We start from the raw sequence: 14,787 nt of genomic DNA on the forward strand, positions 1-14,787 counted from the left end.
CCTCAATCTTTTAAAGCATATCGATAAAACGCTGTGCAATGATGTCAGTATCTTCTTCCAGTTTACAAATAATTAAACAGGTATCGTCTCCACAAATGGTGCCCAATATTTCATCCCAGTCCAAATTATCGATCAGCGCACCGATAGCGTTTGCATTTCCTGGTAATGTTTTCATAACAAGGAGATGCCCCGCTCCATCTATTCGAACGAATGCATCTGTAAGTGTGCGCTTCAGCTTTTGCAGCGGATTAAATCGCTGATCGGCTGGCAGGCTGTATTTATAACGTCCGTCAATTAGAGGCACTTTAACTAAATGCAGCTCTTTGATATCCCTTGATATGGTTGCCTGCGTTACGGGAAATCCTGCATTTTTAAGTTGATCGACTAATTCATCCTGTGTTTCAATATCATTGTTTACAATGATCTCTCTAATTTTAATGTGACGCTGACCTTTATTGATCATTTTTTTCACTCCAGATTTCATAATGAATATTTATACTTTTATATACGTTTATCCTAACGTATATCAGGACGTTTGTACATTAAAAGCAGAACAGCTATAACTGTTTTTTTAAAAAAAAGCCGGCATCCGCAGATCCTCAAGTTTATGTTGAGGGGTCAGCAGACGCCGGCTGTTTATTTAGCTGTTTTTAATTCATCATGTGCTTCTTTTACTACAGCTTTGATATTGACTTCAGGGGTCTGAAGCTGTTCTGAATCCCGTTTGTATTTTAAGTGAAGCAGGAATTCTATATTGCCATCTCCTCCAGTAATAGGAGAATGTGTGGCCCCTGAAACTTCATATCCTTCTGCATATGAAAATTCAATAATTCGGCTTAATACTTGTTCATGTATCGAGGATTCTCTGACGATTCCTTTTTTTCCAACTTGATCCCGTCCCGCCTCAAATTGCGGTTTAACAAGAGCTATAATTTCACTGTTGTCGAGTAATAAGGTTTTAAGAACCGGCAGGATAATTCTCAGTGAGATAAATGACACATCAATAGAAGCGAAATTGGGTAAGCCTTTAATTAAAGCGTCTGGGGTTAAATAACGGAAATTTGTTTTTTCCATCACCACGACTCTTTCATCCTGCCGGAGCTTCCAGGCAAGCTGATTGCTTCCTACATCTACTGCATAAGACATGGCAGCACCATTTTGAAGGGCGCAATCTGTAAATCCTCCCGTTGAAGATCCTACATCTATCATTTTTTTCTCTTCTACATTAATCCTGAAATGCTTAAGCGCTTTTTCGAGCTTAAGTCCCCCACGGCTGACGTAAGGAAGAACATTGCCTTTGATCGTCAGGATGGTGTCTTCAGGAATTTTTTCACCAGGCTTATCCAGCCGGACTTCATTAGCATAGACAATCCCGGCCATAATGGATCTTTTTGCTTTTTCTCTAGTTTCTGCCAGTCCCTGATCAACCAGCATAATGTCGATTCGCTGTTTTTGTACTTTCATGTTTACGCCCTTTGCTGTTTTACTGGAGCAAGCGTTTGAATTACTTCAACTGCTCTGTCATCCGTCAGATTAATTTCTTCTAGAAGTTTGTCTACACTGCCGTGCTCAATGAATTGATCCGGAATCCCCATCCGTTCGATTCTGATGTGTTCTGCCGCTTGATCATGAGCAAATTCAATAACCGCACTGCCAAAACCACCCTGCAATACCGCTTCTTCAATGGTTAAAATCGGCAGACCTTCAGCAAATAAGTCTTTTAACATAGATTCATCAAGCGGTTTAATAAAGCGGGCATTTACGACTCTGGTTGAAATTCCTTTTTTTGAAAGCTTGTCCGCTGCACTTTTAGCAAGAGAGATCGTTGTCCCAAATGTAAGGATTACTGCATCAGTTCCAGGAACAAGTACTTCCCAGCTTCCAATCGGAATCGTCTTAAGCTCTTTATCAAGCTTTACGCCCAGACCGTTGCCTCTTGGATATCTCATGGCAATAGGTCCGTCATTGTATTCTATCGCTGTATTAACCATATGTTGACCTTCATTTTCGTCTTTTGGCATCATAACAACCATATTAGGCAAATGGCGGAGAAAAGCTATATCAAAAACACCCTGATGAGTTTCTCCGTCGGCCCCGACCAATCCTGCTCGGTCAATGCCAATAAACACATTTAAATTTTGCCGGCATATATCATGAACGACCTGATCATAAGCCCGTTGAAGAAAAGTAGAATAGATCGCAAGGAACGGTTTCATATTTTGGGTTGCCAGACCTGCGGATAAAGTTGTTGCATGCTGTTCAGCAATCCCTACATCAAACATTCTGTCCGGGAATTCGCTTGCAAATCCTTCAAGCTTAGAACCAACCGGCATGGCAGGCGTTACCGCTACAATCCGTTCGTCCTCTCTGGCAAGTTTTCTGACAGTTTCACTTACTAGGGAACTCCAGGCAGGAGCAATATTTTTTGATTTGATTAAGTCCCCTGTATCGATTTTATAAGGACCTGTTCCATGCCAAGTCCCCACAGTGTCACTTTCAGCCGGGTTGAACCCTTTCCCTTTTTTAGTTATCACATGAAGAAGAACAGGTCCTTTTGTTTTCTTAGCGTATTGAATGTTTTCTTCCAGTTCCTCAAAATCATGGCCATCAACTGGTCCCAGATACGTAAATCCGAGTTCCTCAAAGAATACTCCTGAAACTAGCAGATACTTTAAGCTGTCCTTAACACGTTCAGCCGTCGTGGCAAGTTTTCCGCCAACTGCCGGGATTTTTTTGAGCAAGTATTCTAACTCATCTTTTGCCCAATTGTATTTTCCGGCTGTTCTCAATCGGCCGAGTATACTGTGGAGCGCACCTACATTTGGGGCAATCGACATTTCATTATCATTTAAAATGACAGTAAGATCTTTTTTCTCATGACCAATATGGTTAAGTGCTTCAAGAGCCATACCGCCTGTCAGTGCTCCATCACCGATAATGGGAACGACAAAGTTTGCATCTCCTTTAATGTCACGTGCAATAGCCATCCCCATTGCAGCAGATAATGAAGTAGAGCTGTGACCGGTCTCCCAGACATCGTGCTCGCTTTCAACCATTTTAGGAAAGCCGCAAAGTCCTTTAAATTGCCGCAGTGAGCCGAATTGGCCGCCTCTGCCTGTTAAAATCTTGTGGACGTATGACTGGTGTCCTACGTCCCATAGCAATTTGTCAGTGGGGGAGTCAAAGTGTTTATGAAGAGCAAGTGTCAATTCTACAACACCGAGGTTTGGTCCAATATGCCCTCCCGTTAAAGATAAATTGCTGATTAAAAATTCCCGTATGTCTTCACTCAGACTTTCAAGTTCTTCTTTCCCCATATTTTTCAACAGGGACGGATCCTTTATTTTTGTAACATCCATCGGGATCACTCACTTTCATCCAGGGTTAAATATCCTGCTTATTTTTCATTTTTGTTTTCTTTGTATCTTTTATTATAACAATATGTAGCTTTTCCTCAACAAATTGTAGGGTTTTGCCGGCTCGAAAGATAATATCACGGGAAAATTCGATGGCGACAGACTTTCCGATCGCCTTTCCGCCAACCGTCAATGCAGCAATCAGGCTGGTGAGGCCGATATTTAAGCTGTTTTCCAGCAATGATCCAGAATTCATTTCAAATTCAGCTGCCAGCTGGATAATTACGATTGTTGCAGCCGCTCCACTTATTATACCCGCTATATCTCCAATTACATCATTGCAAAAGCTCGCAAATCGATCTGCATTGCGCACAATACGAATCGAATGGCGAGCGCCGTATACTTTATTTGCAGCCATCGCATGAAAAGGCTTTTCTTCCGCCGCCGCTGCGGCTATACCCAGCATATCAAAGAATACTCCTGTGATGACAATAACCAGAACTACAATCAGCCCTATTGTCCAGGTAACCTGATTCAGCACACTTGTAGAAGCAAGCGAAAAAATAGCCGCTAACACAGCTGTGATAACGGCTATACTTATACTCCATTTTAGTGTTTTATGTAAAAATTTCTTCATTTTATTAAACACACCAATCGTAAATAAAAATGGGGGTCATGATTGAAGTTAAAATTACGGCTTAGGTCCAGTAGGTTTTCCCAAACCAATACCAGCTGTTGCCATACTGGCGGTTTCCCTTTAAATTGGCTTCAGCTATGTCGCCATATGCCGGACTGGATTGCCACTTAGTCCGCACTGCAAGCCTTCAATCACGCTTTAAAGACAGTCTAGGAGATTTCCTCGGCAGCCTTACACTAGATTCCTTATCCTCTTTTGCAGAAATGATTTCATGCGGACGGAAAAGAACATATTAATGGCCAACTAATATGTTCCCTGTAACCGCAATCCCCTCATTCTCCACTCATGGCAGGCTACGCTGCGGTTGATTGTCATCACTCCCGCAGGTTCATACAATCGTTTTTATTGCATACGCTTATGCTAAAAAAACGAAAGCCTCCGCGGTAATCGGGTCATCGCCCACATGCCATTGTGGATCGCCCGAAAACCTTTACTCCCAGAAAAAGCCCAAGGCTGGGCGCCTCAAGCCAAGACCAGGAACTTCATCGATATGCCCTTTAGTGGATTTTTAGGCCCACCTTCGGAATCGGAAGACCGACTAGAATACTGCACCACCCTATTTGAAGTATTGTATCATAAATTCCAACATTTTTTCAGCAAAATGCTTATGAGCTGCGTTTGGCAATCATATCCGCTATAGAGTGTAACAAACTTTGTTCAAATTGAAGAGCAGATAAACTTTTTTTTGCTTCAAGTATGTGGAATTCAAGCTTTTGTTTTGCTTTGTCCATTCCAAGGAGGGCAGGGTAGGTGCTTTTATTTCTTGACTGATCACTCCCCACCGGTTTGCCAATTTCTTCTTCTTCACCTTCAACGTCGAGGATGTCATCCCGGATTTGAAATGCCAGCCCTATATGCAAAGCATACTGTTCAAGATGGTGTAATTGTGCAGCAGTTGCCTCACTCATTATGCCTCCAGCCAGTACTGCAAATTGCAGCAGTCTTCCTGTCTTCCTTAAATGAATGGATTCAAGTTGATCAATTGAGAGTTGTTTGTTTTCTCCTTCAATATCTGCAACCTGCCCCCCAACCATTCCTTCAGGACCTGAGGATTTGGCAAGTTCACTTATAATCCTTATTTTTTGATCTGAAGATAGATCGCTTGACGAAATAAGCGAAAAGCTTTGTGTTAACAACGCATCACCAGCCAAAATGGCCAGTGCTTCGCCAAAGACGATATGGTTGGTCGGTTTTCCTCTTCTTAAATCATCGTCATCCATACTTGGAAGATCATCATGTATGAGAGAATACGTATGAATCATCTCCAGCGCAGCAGCTGTTTTCATTCCTCTTTCACAATCTTTCTCAAACGCACTCATTGTAGCCAAAACTAGTAAGGGGCGGATGCGCTTGCCTCCAGCATCAAGTGAATACTTCATCGCCTTTTTTAATGAATCAGGAGCGTCCTGCCGATCCATCTCTTTAGATAATTCAAGCTCGATTTTCTTTTTGTATTTATCGATAAAATCTTCTAAAGGAATCATGATCCTTCTTCCTCTGTTTCAATGTCAAGAGGCTTTTCTCCTTCTTCTGTCATAACCGTAGCCATTTGCTTTTCTGCTTGCTGAAGCTTGTCATGGCAAAGTTTAGAAAGTTCCATACCCTTTTGGTAGATCGTTAATGCTTCTTCAAGCGGCACATCCCCTTCTTCTAGCTTTACTACAATCGTCTCGAGTTCATTCATTGCTTCTTCAAATGAAAGTTGTTTTTTTGCTGTCATTTTACTTCACGCTCCTTGACTTCATTAACGGTGCATAATAAATCCTTTGAGGGCAGAGAAACACGAATTTCCTGACCGCTTTCTATAGCAGATTCATCTTTGATTAATTTATTTTCTTTATCATACACCAAACTGTATCCGCGTTTCATTACTCCAAGGGGACTAAGTGCCTGAAGCGTACCTATAACTCCATTGAAATGGGCAGATTTTTGTTTTACCATTTGGTCCATTCGATAAGAGATCAATCGATCAAGCGAGGAAATTCGCTCATGCTGAATCGAAATCATTTGCTTTGGATGCATGCGATCGAGCCGGTGACTCATCCCTTTGAGTGTCTCACGCCTCGAATCGGAAAGCTGATACAATTCTCTCTTCAGTTGAAGCATCAATCTGTCAAGCCGCTCCATCTGCTGCTGATAGAGTCTTTCCGGTTTTTTAAAAATGATCGATCCTGAAAGCTTGCTCAATTGATGTTTTTTATGTGTTACTAACTCATTCATTGCTCTCCTATTTCTCATTTCTTTTGTCATCAGCCGTTCACGGACTTCATCAATATGAGGAACTGCCATTTCTGCTGCTGCCGTTGGTGTAGGGGCTCGATAATCGGCTGCAAAATCTGCAATGGTCGTATCTGTTTCATGCCCTACAGCGGAAATAACAGGGACCTTAAAATTCGCGATCTTTCTTGCAACGGCTTCTTCATTGAATGGCCAAAGTTCTTCAATAGACCCCCCGCCTCTTCCTACAATAAGCAATTCAAGAGAAGGATCCTGTTCGGCTTTTTCCATTGCAGATACGATACTTTGAGATGCTTTATCTCCCTGAACTGAAGCTGGATATAACTTAATTTTAGCGATCGGGTACCTGCGCTGTACAGTGGTAATGATGTCCCGGATCACCGCACCTGTAGGTGAGGTCACTACCCCAATTGTTTTAGGATATAGAGGCAATGGTCTTTTATGGGAGAGGTCAAATAATCCTTCTTTCGAGAGTTTTTCTTTTAGCTGCTCATAGGCTAAAAAAAGTGCTCCAACACCTTCAGGCTGCATGGATTTCACATAAAGTTGGTACTGGCCGGACGCTTCATAAACGGACACATCTGCCGTAATTAGGACCATCATGCCGTTTTCAGGGGTAAATTTAAGCTTACTGCTGTTGGCAGAAAACATGACGGAAAGGATTCTGGCTTTGTCATCCTTTAAGGTAAAATAACAATGGCCGCTTGAGTGACGTTTGAAATTGGATATTTCTCCTTGAATGAGGAGATTGTTTAAGTGAGGGTCTGCATCAAACTTTCTCTTTATGTATTTGGTTAATGCATTTACTGTGAGATATTTCCTTTCGCTCATGCTCTTCTTCACTTCCCTTCCATCAATAGCTTACATAATTCATCAGCAGTATTTCAATTATTAAAGCCAGGATGATGGAGAATAGTTAATCTTGTATGATAGTAAAGGAGCCGGCTGCTGAAGAGCCGGCTCCTTTACATAAATCAATTGCTTAGGTTCAAATCCACTACGTGCTTTTCTGCTGACTGCACCGTATTGGCGAGCAGCATTGTAATGGTCATAGGACCCACTCCGCCGGGCACTGGTGTAATGGCATGAGCTTTTGATCGACAGCCTTGAAAATCAACGTCTCCGCATAATTTCCCTTCGTCATCGCGGTTCATTCCTACATCAATAACGACAGCTCCCTCTTTTATATGATCATTCGTGATCAGTTCCTTTATTCCCACTGCAGCTATTAAAATATCTGCCTGCTTCGTGTGAAATGCAAGGTTTTTTGTTTTGGAATGACAATACGTTACGGTAGCATTTTCTTTCAATAGCAATTGCCCCATCGGTTTTCCTACAATGTTGCTTCTCCCCACTATCACAGCATGCGCTCCTGACAGAGCGATGTTTTCAAATTTAAGCATTTCAATAATTCCATACGGTGTGCACGGAACAAATCCATCTCCGCCTGTCATTAATCGTCCTGCATTTATAGGATGAAACCCGTCCACGTCTTTGGACGGATCGATGCTTTCAATTACATTTGTCTCGTTAATATGGGAAGGGAGAGGAAGCTGGACCAGTATGCCATGTATAGCTGGATCTTCATTTAATTCAGCTACCTTATCGAGCAGTCCCCGCTCAGTGATATCCTCATCCAGCCTGATTAGGGCAGAATGAATACCATGCTTTTTGCAGGCTTTTTCTTTCATGGAGACATAGGTTTTAGATGCTTGATTATTTCCAACTAACACAACTGCAAGTCCAGGTGTGATGCCGGATTGTTTTAAGGCAGTTACTCTTTCTTCAATCGTTTCCCGTATGTGTTGAGATATTTTTTTTCCATCAATTATTGATGCAGTCATATTAAAATTGCCTCCCCGTGAGTTTTAATCCCGCGAATGCAATGTACCTAATAGTTTAGATAATACCCCATTCACGAACTTACTCGATTTGTCATCACCGAAACGCTTGGAAATTTCAACTGCTTCATTCAACACCACATTATGAGGTACATCTTCTTTTTTATACAGCAATTCATAAAGGGCTATACGCAGAATGTTGCGGTCTACACGAGCCAGGCGCTCCATTTTCCAGTGCTGAAGATGCTCCTGGATCATCTTGTCGATTTCTTCTTTATGCTCATTTACACCGACCACTAATGATTCCAGGTACTCATCTTGTCCTTCATCTTCTAATACATTATCAATTGCCTCAAGTGGCTCCATCTCATTCATGTCCATTTGAAAGAGGGCCTGAAGTGCTTTTTCACGAGCCGTTCTTCTTTTCATTGCTTCATAAACTCCTTCACTAATTACGTATGTTTCCATGTCATAAAAAGATCATAGCATAAAATAACCGCACCGCATAACGGAACTTTGCGGATTCATTATTTTCATAAAAATGAAAAAACAGGCGCATATTCAATATGCGCCTGTTTTTAGTTATTCGGCTTCTTGTTCTTCCTGTTCAAGCTTTTGAGATTCAAATTGAATACCGACTACATGAATATTTACTTCTTCTGCAAGCAGAGCCGTCATGTTCTTAAGTGTCTGGCGGATATTGTCCTGGATTTTCTGTGCAACAGACGGAATGGAAACACCAAATTTGATGGTGCAGTAAACGTCTACTATAATGCCTTCTTCACCAAGCTCCACTTTGACACCTTTGCCGTGGTTTTTCTTGCCGAGGCGTTCAACAACACCTGAGGCAAAGTTCCCTCTCATTTGTGCTATACCTTCAACTTCAGAAGCAGCGATCCCTGCAATTACTTCAATCACTTCAGGTGCGATCTCAATTTTTCCAAGTTGATTGTGTTCCAAGCTGTTCATCTGCAATAGTTGCGGTTGATTTTCAGCCATGTAATCGACCTCCATTTCAGTCCTTTTTAGCCATAATATCATATGTCTCTAAAAATTTTGTGTTAAAGTCTCCTCCTACAAATGTTTCATGCTCAAGTAAGCGCATATGGAATGGAATCGTCGTATGGACACCTTCAATTACAAATTCGTCTAACGCTCGTTTCATCTTGGCAATTGCCTCGTCTCTGGTAGCACCGTGCGTAATTACTTTTGCAATCATCGAATCGTAGTAAGGAGGGATTATATAACCAGGATATGCAGCAGAATCAATTCGTACTCCCAGACCACCCGGAGGAAGATACATTTCTATTTTGCCAGCTGAAGGCATAAAGTTTTTCTCAGCATTCTCTGCGTTAATTCTGCATTCGATCGACCATCCTGAAAAGGTTACTTCCTCTTGAGTTAAACTTAATGTTTCACCGGAAGCTACGCGGATTTGTTCTTTTATAAGGTCCACGCCCGTAACCATTTCAGTAACCGGGTGCTCGACCTGTATGCGTGTGTTCATCTCCATAAAGTAAAAGGATTTCTCTTTTGAATCATAAATAAACTCTACCGTACCAGCTCCAGTATAGTTAACAGCTTGTGCTGCTTTAACAGCGGCATCTCCCATTTGAGATCTGATCCCCTGATCCAGAGCAGGTGAAGGGGATTCCTCCAGCAATTTTTGGAGCCTGCGCTGTATCGTGCAGTCTCTTTCTCCTAAATGGATAACCGACCCATGACTGTCGGCCATCACTTGAATCTCGACATGTCTGAAGTCCTCTATATATTTTTCTATGTAGACTCCAGGATTGCCAAAGGCGGTTTCAGCTTCTTGCTGAGTGATTTTAATTCCTTTTAATAGATCCGCCTCACTGCGCGCGACTCTTATCCCTTTTCCGCCGCCGCCTGCTGTTGCTTTAATAATAACAGGGTATCCCATGTCATTTGCAAGTTCAGTCGCCTCTTCGTCACTTTTTATAATTCCTTTTGAACCAGGTACGATTGGAACACCTGCTAGGCGCATTGTTTCTCTTGCTACGTCTTTTGTTCCCATCTTAGAGATTGCTTCAGGGCTCGGTCCTATGAAAATAATATTGCATTCGCGGCAAAGCTCTGCGAAGTCCACATTCTCTGCAAGAAATCCATAACCTGGATGAATAGCATCAGATCCGGTAAGTTTTGCTGCACTAATGACATTTGTAAAATTTAAATAGCTGTCTCTCGAGGCTTTTGGGCCTATACAGATTGCTTCATCTGCCATTTGAACATGCAGGGCTTCTTTATCTGCTTCAGAATAGACGGCCACTGTCTCAATATTCATCTCATGGCAGGCACGAATAATGCGTACAGCTATTTCTCCTCGATTGGCAATTAACACTTTTTTGATCATTTGAATTCTCTCCTAACTATTCCTTCACAAGAAAAAGTGGTTGGCCGTATTCAACTAGCTGACCGTCTTTAACCAGGATCTCAACTATTTCCCCTTTAACTTCTGCTTCTATTTCATTAAATAGCTTCATGGCTTCCACAATGCAAACCGTAGAATCTTCATTCACCATTGAGCCGACTTTTACGAAAGCTTCAGCATCTGGTGAAGAGGCATGATAAAATGTGCCTACCATAGGAGATTTGATTTCAACCGTCCCATCCCTGTTTGCTTGTGTTTCCTGCTGGACTTCCGGTGCAGGTTTTGTGCTGTCAGCAGGAGCTGGTTGAGCAGATTCAGGCGCAGGCTCTGCCTGTTCCTGTACAACTTTAGCAATTGCAGGCTGTTTAGCGGTTTGAACCTGTTTTTTTAATTTAATTTTTTCCCCGTCATTTTCATAAGTAAATTCATCAATGGTAGATTGATCAATCAGTTTGATAAGTTCTCTAATCTCTTGTACTTTTAACATAGTGGACACTCCTTGGCCTTTTTATAATAATGAATTAGTAGCAGCTGCTAATATCATACGTTAATTGAATGTTTGAATTCAACAGCCACCTGAAAAAAAGTCATATACAGGTGAAATGGCTTACACTGTTGCCATTGTATCATAATATGTAAAAGTTAGGTCCACCCCGGATGCATCCTTTCGTTTATCCTTTCTCCCACACAAAAAAAAAGAAACTAGCTAAGTGCGCTAGTTCCAAGGGATTCAGTTATTCTCCTTCGCCAGGCTGGAACTCTACATGAACCACCTTCGATTCTCCAAGCTCTTTTCTGCCTAATTGAATTAATTCATTGGCAGCTTCCTTTGAATGGCTGTTGTCTGCTGATTTTACAGAAATAATAATACGGTCTTCTTCTGACCGGACAAGAGCATCTTCATAGCCCAGGCCTTTGATCATCGTTTCAATCATCGCTTCTTTCGTTTCAAGATTTGTCAGATCATTAATTTCAGTGAAAGCTTCGTTTTTCTCGTCAGCAGAAAATTCATTTGACGCCACTTTTGTTCTCAATTGATCCTTTAGAGAATTCCGTTGATCCTGTACTTCCATTCTGAGCACTTCAAACATTTCATCTTCAACTGCTTCAGCTGAAACGTCCACATCATCTTCTACTACCCATTCTTCTCCATCTTCTCCAAGAACCATATCAGCTGTATCGTCCGGCATAATCGGAGCAGCCTGATCTCTCGGCGACGTTACATAGTACACAGACAAAACGACTACTAAACTAACCATTGTTAACAGCCATACCGTTTGTTTTTTCAGCATCATTGGTCACGACTCCTTCTGTTTGGTTGAAATAACTGCCACGCGGTGAGTAGAAATATCCATCACACGGGCAACTGATTCTGTGATCCATTTCTTCACCTTTATGTTATCTGCTCCTTCTGCCACAATCATGACACCCAGAACAGTTGGCTTTTCTACATAACTTAAAATCGGATCCCCATTTTGACCCTGATTTCCAAGAACCAGTTCTCTAGTTGAAGAGCGCCTGTCCATAGAAGATTCTTCATTTTCCCGTTGATCGGATGATTGATCCTGCTGGAGCGTTTCGTTTTTTTCGTAAATTTTTCTTTCACTCGTAGCCAGATTGACCATCACATTTACATCATTCGTTCCCAGTGCCTTTTTTAATATATCTGCTAACTGTTTTTCTATATCTTTTTCCATCTCTCTGATGGGTTCATCTTTTAAAGATTCACTTTCGCTTACCGCGTTTGCCGGATTTGAAGGAAGCTCCTGAGCAGGAGGCTTCGTTCCTTGCAGCAGCATCATGAGTGCACCTGCTACAACTAATACCATGACCAATTGCAGTTTTCGATTAGATGTCGGATCTCTTGAGGAAGCGATCCAATCCCTCAGCTTGTCCCATCCCTTTTTATCTGCCACAACTTCACTCCCCTACCTGCGTTAATTTGATGGATGCTGCCGGCACTCCCCATTCCTGCGCCAGCAGCAGCAGCAGCTCCTGTTCACTGTCAGAAGAAATTTGTGACAACCCGCTTAACTCCACTTCTACTTCTCCCTTGAATTCTTCTATTGAAGAATCGTTCGGCCAGATGATTACATTGGAAAGCTCGACATCAAACTCTTCCAAAACGATGGGGTTTGCCTGTTTTGCCAGCTTGTCTGATACCTCACTCCATATGTATGATTGATGTTTGTTATTCATGTCATGAATCATAGCTTCGCCTTCTTCTTGTTCTGCTGAAATACTCTGTTCAATTTGTGAAAATGGAATCGTGACAATCGATTCTTCATTTCTGAAAAAATAAAACAGAGGCTCCAAAAGCAAAATAAGCAGGAGACCACCTAATGCCAGCCTGATAAATGGCCGCCATGAATTTGATGGAACAAGCAGATCAGACAATGCCATCAGTACGACTAGTACTAAAAGATTAATGACCCATTGATAAACTGCATCCACAGTATCCACTCCTTATCGAATCATCAACGGTATATTGCTGACGATCAGCAGCACCACTATCCCAAGCAAAAACATGATGGATACTAAAACCAAAGCTCCGCAAAGATGAAAGAGGCCCTTGCTGACAGCATCAACAGCTTGTACCATTCCAGGGTGGCCTAAAGGCTCCATTACGACTGCACATATCCTATACATAAACGCGATAACAAGAATCTTAAGCGCCGGAAAAAGCACCATAATTCCTAAGACCAGCGCTCCTGCCAGACCAACAGCATTTTTAGCCAGTACAGTTGAAGCAAGCAAGAGATCCGTTGTATCTGCTACAACTTTTCCAATGAACGGAATAAACTGCCCAGCAATGGTTTTAACGGTTTTTGCCCCGACTCCATCTGTGACCGATGTTGTTACTCCCTGGACAGAAAAAATGGACATATAAATCATGACCACCACCCCTAAAAGCCACATCCCTACCTGCCTGCAAAGCCCGGCCATTTTAGAGGTTCTAAATGAAATAGATATCGTGTCTACAATATCGAGAAGAATGGATAGTACAAATAAAGGAACAAGAAAATACTGCATAAGATAATGGCTGAATTGAACAATAAAAAGGAGAATGGGATGAGAGGCAGCTGCCGTGGTAACGCTGCCTGACAAGGTCAGCATGGCCATATATAACGGTAAAAGAGCATACATGAAATCAGCCATAAGATCGACAGTCTCATTCACATATGTCACACACGTCTGGACACTTTCAATTACAATCATCAGCAATAATCCTGTCATTGCTACTGAACTGACTGATGCTACACCGCTTGAAGAGAACGACTGCTGCAGTGTTTGCAGGATGGATCCAATTACTAACAGCAATAGAAGCCAAAAGATAATATGCGCCTGTTCGGCCACCTCATGAAAAATAAATCGCAGAATTCCTGAAAACCATTCCGCTATTGAGGATTGCGGTTTAAAAATAAGTGCCAGTAAATCATGTTTTGTCAGTGACGGTAAATATTCACCATACACACCGGTCAGCTGATCCCAAAACCCCAGCCATGCTTCATGATTCTGACCGTCAAGCTGCTCGTTTACTTGCTGATTAACCTGCGCGTTTACTTGTTCGTTTAGATCAGATGGCGGATTATTTGGCTGGCTGTTAATAGGCTGAGCGCTCATGAAGCTGTTCATCCTCTCATTGTGCTCCGGGCAATAGTATCAGCATTCGTTGAAGCAATTCATAAAAGATGGGCAGCGCGATCATTAAGATGAAAATTTTCCCCGTCCATTCTACGACAGTTGCCAGAAGCTGCTGACCGGCTCCTTTTAAAAGATGAGAACTTGTTTCTGAAATAAAGGCGATCATTAATACTTTTATGAGCGTGCTTATATATAAATCCATTTGAGGCAAATAAGCTGAAAAACGCTGCACCATACCCATGACCAGCTGAATTGAGAAAAATAACTGGGTTAACAGCATGGCTGCAGCACACATCGATAAAAGCATAGAGATGGCAGGGGACTTTTCCTTTAACATAAGAGACATAAAACCGGCTAAAAAACAGATTCCAATTGTTCGTAGCAGCTCGTCCATGATGCGCTCCTACTCGTAAAACATAAAAACGGACCGAATTGTTGTAAAGAAAGAATCCAATGCCTGCAATACGATAAAGAGTACATACAAAAATCCCGCGAATGCCAGCCATTGTGCAAAATCCTTTTTGCCGACCTGATCTAAAACCGTGTATAGAAGCGCTACTACTAGTCCTACTCCAGCTATCTTAAATAAAGTATCAATGTCAATTGCCATAACGATCG

At 41.9% G+C, this 14,787-nt stretch carries 18 protein-coding genes; all 18 read right to left on the bottom strand.

Annotated elements, in window-relative coordinates:
* Window positions 1-10 precede the first annotated feature (10 nt).
* The 18 genes from ahrC to spoIIIAC all read right to left on the bottom strand — a co-directional run bounded on the left by ahrC (window position 11) and on the right by spoIIIAC (window position 14,779).
* On the bottom strand, window positions 11-460 hold the full coding sequence (gene ahrC, locus KR50_RS12510; RefSeq protein WP_041060275.1) for a transcriptional regulator AhrC/ArgR: 450 nt from the start codon (window positions 458-460) through the stop codon (window positions 11-13).
* A 176-nt stretch (window positions 461-636) separates the two neighbouring features.
* Window positions 637-1,464 carry a TlyA family RNA methyltransferase gene (locus KR50_RS12515; protein WP_041059162.1) on the bottom strand — a complete coding sequence of 276 codons (828 nt, stop codon included), beginning with the start codon at window positions 1,462-1,464 and terminating at the stop codon, window positions 637-639.
* Window positions 1,465-1,466: 2 nt separating this feature from the next.
* Window positions 1,467-3,359 (bottom strand): 1-deoxy-D-xylulose-5-phosphate synthase, encoded by a 1,893-nt coding sequence (gene dxs, locus KR50_RS12520; protein WP_041060278.1) that lies wholly within the window; start codon window positions 3,357-3,359, stop codon window positions 1,467-1,469.
* Between the two features lie 25 nt (window positions 3,360-3,384).
* Complete coding sequence (locus KR50_RS12525) at window positions 3,385-3,993, bottom strand: hypothetical protein (protein ID WP_041059166.1); 609 nt, start codon at window positions 3,991-3,993, stop codon at window positions 3,385-3,387.
* Between the two features lie 665 nt (window positions 3,994-4,658).
* On the bottom strand, window positions 4,659-5,537 hold the full coding sequence (locus tag KR50_RS12530; RefSeq protein ID WP_041059169.1) for a polyprenyl synthetase family protein: 879 nt from the start codon (window positions 5,535-5,537) through the stop codon (window positions 4,659-4,661).
* Entirely contained in the window at window positions 5,534-5,773 is a 240-nt protein-coding gene (gene xseB, locus KR50_RS12535; protein ID WP_041059171.1) for an exodeoxyribonuclease VII small subunit, read from the bottom strand. Before xseB ends, KR50_RS12530 begins: the two co-directional genes overlap by 4 nt.
* The gene (gene xseA / locus KR50_RS12540; RefSeq protein ID WP_041059173.1) at window positions 5,770-7,122 is read right to left on the bottom strand and encodes an exodeoxyribonuclease VII large subunit; all 1,353 of its coding nucleotides are present in this window, start codon (window positions 7,120-7,122) and stop codon (window positions 5,770-5,772) included. The genes xseB and xseA overlap by 4 nt, the downstream gene beginning before the upstream one ends.
* A gap of 143 nt (window positions 7,123-7,265) precedes the next feature.
* Window positions 7,266-8,135: a bifunctional methylenetetrahydrofolate dehydrogenase/methenyltetrahydrofolate cyclohydrolase FolD gene (gene folD, locus KR50_RS12545; protein ID WP_041059175.1), complete on the bottom strand. Its 870-nt coding sequence runs from the start codon at window positions 8,133-8,135 to the stop codon at window positions 7,266-7,268.
* A gap of 24 nt (window positions 8,136-8,159) precedes the next feature.
* Window positions 8,160-8,561 (bottom strand): transcription antitermination factor NusB, encoded by a 402-nt coding sequence (nusB, locus tag KR50_RS12550; protein WP_041059178.1) that lies wholly within the window; start codon window positions 8,559-8,561, stop codon window positions 8,160-8,162.
* Window positions 8,562-8,714: 153 nt separating this feature from the next.
* Window positions 8,715-9,131 carry an Asp23/Gls24 family envelope stress response protein gene (locus KR50_RS12555; RefSeq protein WP_041059182.1) on the bottom strand — a complete coding sequence of 139 codons (417 nt, stop codon included), beginning with the start codon at window positions 9,129-9,131 and terminating at the stop codon, window positions 8,715-8,717.
* 16 nt (window positions 9,132-9,147) lie between these two features.
* Window positions 9,148-10,506 carry an acetyl-CoA carboxylase biotin carboxylase subunit gene (accC, locus tag KR50_RS12560; protein WP_041059185.1) on the bottom strand — a complete coding sequence of 453 codons (1,359 nt, stop codon included), beginning with the start codon at window positions 10,504-10,506 and terminating at the stop codon, window positions 9,148-9,150.
* Between the two features lie 16 nt (window positions 10,507-10,522).
* Window positions 10,523-11,011 (bottom strand): acetyl-CoA carboxylase biotin carboxyl carrier protein, encoded by a 489-nt coding sequence (gene accB, locus KR50_RS12565; RefSeq protein ID WP_041059187.1) that lies wholly within the window; start codon window positions 11,009-11,011, stop codon window positions 10,523-10,525.
* Between the two features lie 247 nt (window positions 11,012-11,258).
* Window positions 11,259-11,819: a SpoIIIAH-like family protein gene (locus KR50_RS12570; protein WP_052477085.1), complete on the bottom strand. Its 561-nt coding sequence runs from the start codon at window positions 11,817-11,819 to the stop codon at window positions 11,259-11,261.
* Between the two features lie 3 nt (window positions 11,820-11,822).
* Window positions 11,823-12,440, bottom strand: coding sequence for a hypothetical protein (locus tag KR50_RS12575; protein WP_052477087.1), 618 nt, complete (start codon window positions 12,438-12,440; stop codon window positions 11,823-11,825).
* Between the two features lie 4 nt (window positions 12,441-12,444).
* Window positions 12,445-12,978 (bottom strand): stage III sporulation protein AF, encoded by a 534-nt coding sequence (locus KR50_RS12580; RefSeq protein WP_041059190.1) that lies wholly within the window; start codon window positions 12,976-12,978, stop codon window positions 12,445-12,447.
* Between the two features lie 12 nt (window positions 12,979-12,990).
* Window positions 12,991-14,148, bottom strand: a complete 1,158-nt coding sequence (gene spoIIIAE, locus KR50_RS12585) for a stage III sporulation protein AE (protein WP_041059192.1) — start codon at window positions 14,146-14,148, stop codon at window positions 12,991-12,993.
* A gap of 16 nt (window positions 14,149-14,164) precedes the next feature.
* On the bottom strand, window positions 14,165-14,563 hold the full coding sequence (locus KR50_RS12590) for a stage III sporulation AC/AD family protein (protein ID WP_041059194.1): 399 nt from the start codon (window positions 14,561-14,563) through the stop codon (window positions 14,165-14,167).
* 9 nt (window positions 14,564-14,572) lie between these two features.
* Window positions 14,573-14,779, bottom strand: a complete 207-nt coding sequence (gene spoIIIAC / locus KR50_RS12595) for a stage III sporulation protein AC (RefSeq protein WP_041059197.1) — start codon at window positions 14,777-14,779, stop codon at window positions 14,573-14,575.
* Window positions 14,780-14,787: the final 8 nt, after the last annotated feature.

Source organism: Jeotgalibacillus campisalis (genome assembly GCF_000829515.1).
Lineage (GTDB): Bacteria > Bacillota > Bacilli > Bacillales > Jeotgalibacillaceae > Jeotgalibacillus > Jeotgalibacillus campisalis.